The organism is Pontibacter rugosus (assembly GCF_042678745.1).
In the GTDB taxonomy this organism is placed as follows: domain Bacteria; phylum Bacteroidota; class Bacteroidia; order Cytophagales; family Hymenobacteraceae; genus Pontibacter; species Pontibacter rugosus.
In genome coordinates this window covers 1-3,380 of the sequence record NZ_JBHTLD010000324.1, presented here as the reverse complement: position 1 = coordinate 3,380, position 3,380 = coordinate 1, and the positions used below count along the sequence as shown (strand labels likewise).

Genomic DNA, 3,380 nt, shown 5'->3' with positions numbered 1-3,380 from the left:
GATATAAGTATAGGGAGGGTATTAACTTTTAGTATACATATACCTGTCATTCTGTAAGAAGCCCTCTATTAACAAGCTCCTGTTAGGAGAACAAAATAACTAAACCAAATTTTTCCGAGTACTTATATGCATTGCGCTGATAACGTATATAAACAGGAAAGGCGGTATGATTACCGCCTTTCCTGTTTATATACTAGCTGCTTCTTCTTTAGTGTTTGCTGATGTTTGTAATATGCCATGTGGCAAAGTTAAGACAGGTACTAACGGGTGTGCTGTTAAACGCCCTGTTATACTTTTATCCAGCAGCCTCTCCAGAACATTGTGCTTTTGCGGAATCAAAATGAGTAGTTCTGCTTTCGTTTCCTTGATGAAATCCTGAATACCTTCGGCTATATCCGGACGATAATCAAAATTTACCTCAAACTCGATGTCCTTGAAGTTTCTGTCCAGCACTTCTAAAGCTTCTGTTGCCTCAAATTTTTCAAACTGATCACTGGTGCGGTAAAGGTGCAGCACCTGTAGCTTGGCGTTAAAGTTTATAATAAAGTCGCGTAGCAGGTGAAGGTCTGTAGTAGCAGGTAGTTTGTGTAAAGCTGCTGCAAACACCACAGAAGTTACTCGTTTGTAAGTGATGCCTTTCGGCACCGCCAAAACAGGAACTGAACTCTCCTCAATAACAGAAATTGTGGTGCTGCCAATAAGCGCCTGACTAACCGCTTCGCCTACCTGCATACCCATTACTACAAGGTCTGCTTTATAAGTTTTAATGGCATGCATGACCTGTTCGAAAGAACCGCCCATTTTGGTGATACAGGTAATGTTTACCTGATTTAAGTTAGTAGCCTCCTCTAAACTAAGCTGATTTATGATGTTTTCTTTGGCATTTGCAGCAAACTCTTCCAACTCATGTTGCTTTCCTTCTTCCAGTGCACGCGTAACGCTTGTTACATTATAGGCAGCAGGAGGTGATATGACAGGGAAAAAAGCATGTAGCAGTACAATATCTGCGCCTGCTACCTGTGCTATACCTAGAGCATGGGCAAATACGTTCTGTGAATTTTCAGAATAATCGATAGGTACTAAAATCTTTTTCATGGCTGCGGCTTTAGAGGTTTGTAACGCGTAGCTAGTGATGAGCTACTGTGTAAAAGTAGCTGGCAGGCATGGTAAAAGAAGTGAGTTTAATCAGTACATAACATGATTTTTAGCAGTTTTAAAACAAAGGAGGCTGCCTTGTTGGGGCAGCCTCACAATATTGGTAAAAAAGCCTCAGAACTAGTCTAAGCCTCCTTTGCGGGTTGGCTCTCTTTGTTCTGGCCATGTTCTTTGCTCTCCTGTTCTAGAATCAACAGGCAACACAATGCGCTCACGGTTTGCCGTAGCAGGGTCTTCGCTGGCCTTGTAGGCAAGTATAGCTACCAGTATGGCATTGCTGCGCACATCATCAAACACTATTTTGTCATAGGTGTCGCGGTTGGTGTGCCAGGTGTAGGTGCCGTAAGACCAGTTCAGCGAGCTCAGCATAAACGCAGGTGCACCAGCAGCCACAAAAGAGGCATGGTCAGAACCGCCACCACCCGGGAAGCCAGGGAAGTTTGTTTCAATACCGCTCGTAATCTCTCTTGGAGCAGCGCTTAGCCAACGGCCCAGGTAGTCATACGCGTGCAGGAAACCCTGGCCTGAAATGTTCACTACTCTGCCGGTACCGTTATCCTGGTTAAAAACTGCCTGAATGTTCTTTACGATTTCGGGATGATCTGCCACAAAAGCACGTGAGCCGTTTAGCCCTTGCTCTTCGCTGCCCCAATGCCCGGCAATAATTGTTCTTTTTGGATTTGGGTACATTTTCTTCAGGATGCGCATGGCTTCCATCATTACAATCGTACCAGTACCGTTGTCGGTTGCGCCCGTGCCACCGTCCCAAGAGTCGAAGTGCGCCGATAGCACCACATATTCTTCTGGTTTTTCAGTGCCTTTAATTTGCGCAACGGTGTTAAAGGTAGGCGCATTTTTGAGTTCTTTTGACTCTGCCTGGATGCGGATCTGAGGCTTGCTGCCAGATTCCACCAGCCTGTACAGCATACCATAATCTTCCAGGGCAACATCTATACTTGGAACTTTCTTCGTGTAGGCACCAAATATCTTGTTCACACCAAAGCCACGCGACCAGTTAGAAGTAACTACACCTGCTGCACCTGCTTTTTCTAGTGCTGCCGGTAGGGTGCGGGAAGTATAGCCGGTTTTCTTCATGTTCTCGTTGAAGGTTTCTGTCTGTGCCTCGCGCTCTTCCTTCATCTTGGCCAGCGACTCTTTAGTGGCAAACTCTTCCCAGTTATAGTCGGGGCGGCCAGTTGGCTGCTGCATCGAGATCATCACCAGTTTACCCTTTACATTGGGTAACCACTTCTGAAAAGCCACCGAGTCCTGTATAGTTGGCAGCACAATAAGCTCTGCCGTAACGCCTTTACTTTTGGTGCCCGGGCTCCAGGCCAGTTGCGTTGCTTCCAAAGACTGAACGCGGGGGTGCACCATATCTACATGCGTAACGCCACGTTGCCAGCCGCGCCACTCGCCCCATTTTTCGTTTTTAGCGGCAATGCCCCAGTCTTTATACTTTGCCACGGCCCAGTCATGTGCTTTCTGCATTTCAGGTGTGCCCACTAAGCGCGGTCCAATGCCATCGAGTAGTTCGTGCGCCAGCCCCTCCAGGTGAGAATTCTCGTTAGCTTCTTTCACGATGCCTTCTACAATAGGGTCTTTTACCTGAGCCTGTGCTATACTGCCAGCCAGCAGCAGCATGAAAGCAAAGGCGTGTACTTTTCTTTTCATAATAGTTTTAAGGGATTGATGAATATATGGTTTCTGCATTAGAGGCAAAAAGAGCTGGAAGGTTTAATGGTATGGCTAAACTTGTTGTTCTAACTTAAACTAGCCACCCAAAAACTTTGACCTGAAAATCAGTAATTGTGCTTGATGTGAAGTTTGTGGAATGTACGATCGGCGAAATCAACAGCTAATCTTATTCTTGCAGCCATTTTAGCGCAAGCTTCCTGTCCTGAAAGTTTTGAAAAGCGAAGCTAGGGGTTAACTTCTCTGCTAACGAATAAGCTAGTTTTTCAGCTTTTGGTTCTCTTTTTGTATCTAAAGAACCCACACGTGCTGTCTTATCAAGGCGGCTGTTTCTAAGGCCTTCGCAGAGGTTTTTCATTAGAATTTCGTACTCCTCTTCGGCAAGTTGTACTTTATTAAAGCGAGAATCTATCAGGAGCTTTTTTATATCATAGTACCTGATCGTGTCATTCAGCTTGTGAAACAGGTATTCTAACTCAGATTTGTTTGAATGCTCAATGTCAGGCCAGGTAACAGTAAGTACATCCGTA

The 3,380-nt window shown here is 45.4% G+C and carries 3 protein-coding genes; all 3 read right to left on the bottom strand.

Annotated elements, in window-relative coordinates; genetic code table 11:
* Nucleotides 1-186 precede the first annotated feature (186 nt).
* A complete protein-coding gene (locus ACFQ2O_RS20620; RefSeq protein ID WP_377532570.1) occupies nt 187-1,095 on the bottom strand; it encodes a universal stress protein in 909 nt (302 codons plus the stop codon).
* A gap of 180 nt (nt 1,096-1,275) precedes the next feature.
* The gene (locus ACFQ2O_RS20615; RefSeq protein ID WP_377532567.1) at nt 1,276-2,829 is read right to left on the bottom strand and encodes a M20/M25/M40 family metallo-hydrolase; all 1,554 of its coding nucleotides are present in this window, start codon (nt 2,827-2,829) and stop codon (nt 1,276-1,278) included.
* A gap of 190 nt (nt 2,830-3,019) precedes the next feature.
* A partial coding sequence (locus tag ACFQ2O_RS20610; protein ID WP_377532564.1) for a hypothetical protein occupies nt 3,020-3,380 on the bottom strand: 361 nt, incomplete at its 5' end.

Coding starts and splice junctions, on each gene's coding strand:
- ACFQ2O_RS20620 (WP_377532570.1), bottom strand. CDS start 1,095: ATGAAAAAGATTTTAGTACCTATCGATTATTCTGAAAATTCACAGAAC.
- ACFQ2O_RS20615 (WP_377532567.1), bottom strand. CDS start 2,829: ATGAAAAGAAAAGTACACGCCTTTGCTTTCATGCTGCTGCTGGCTGGC.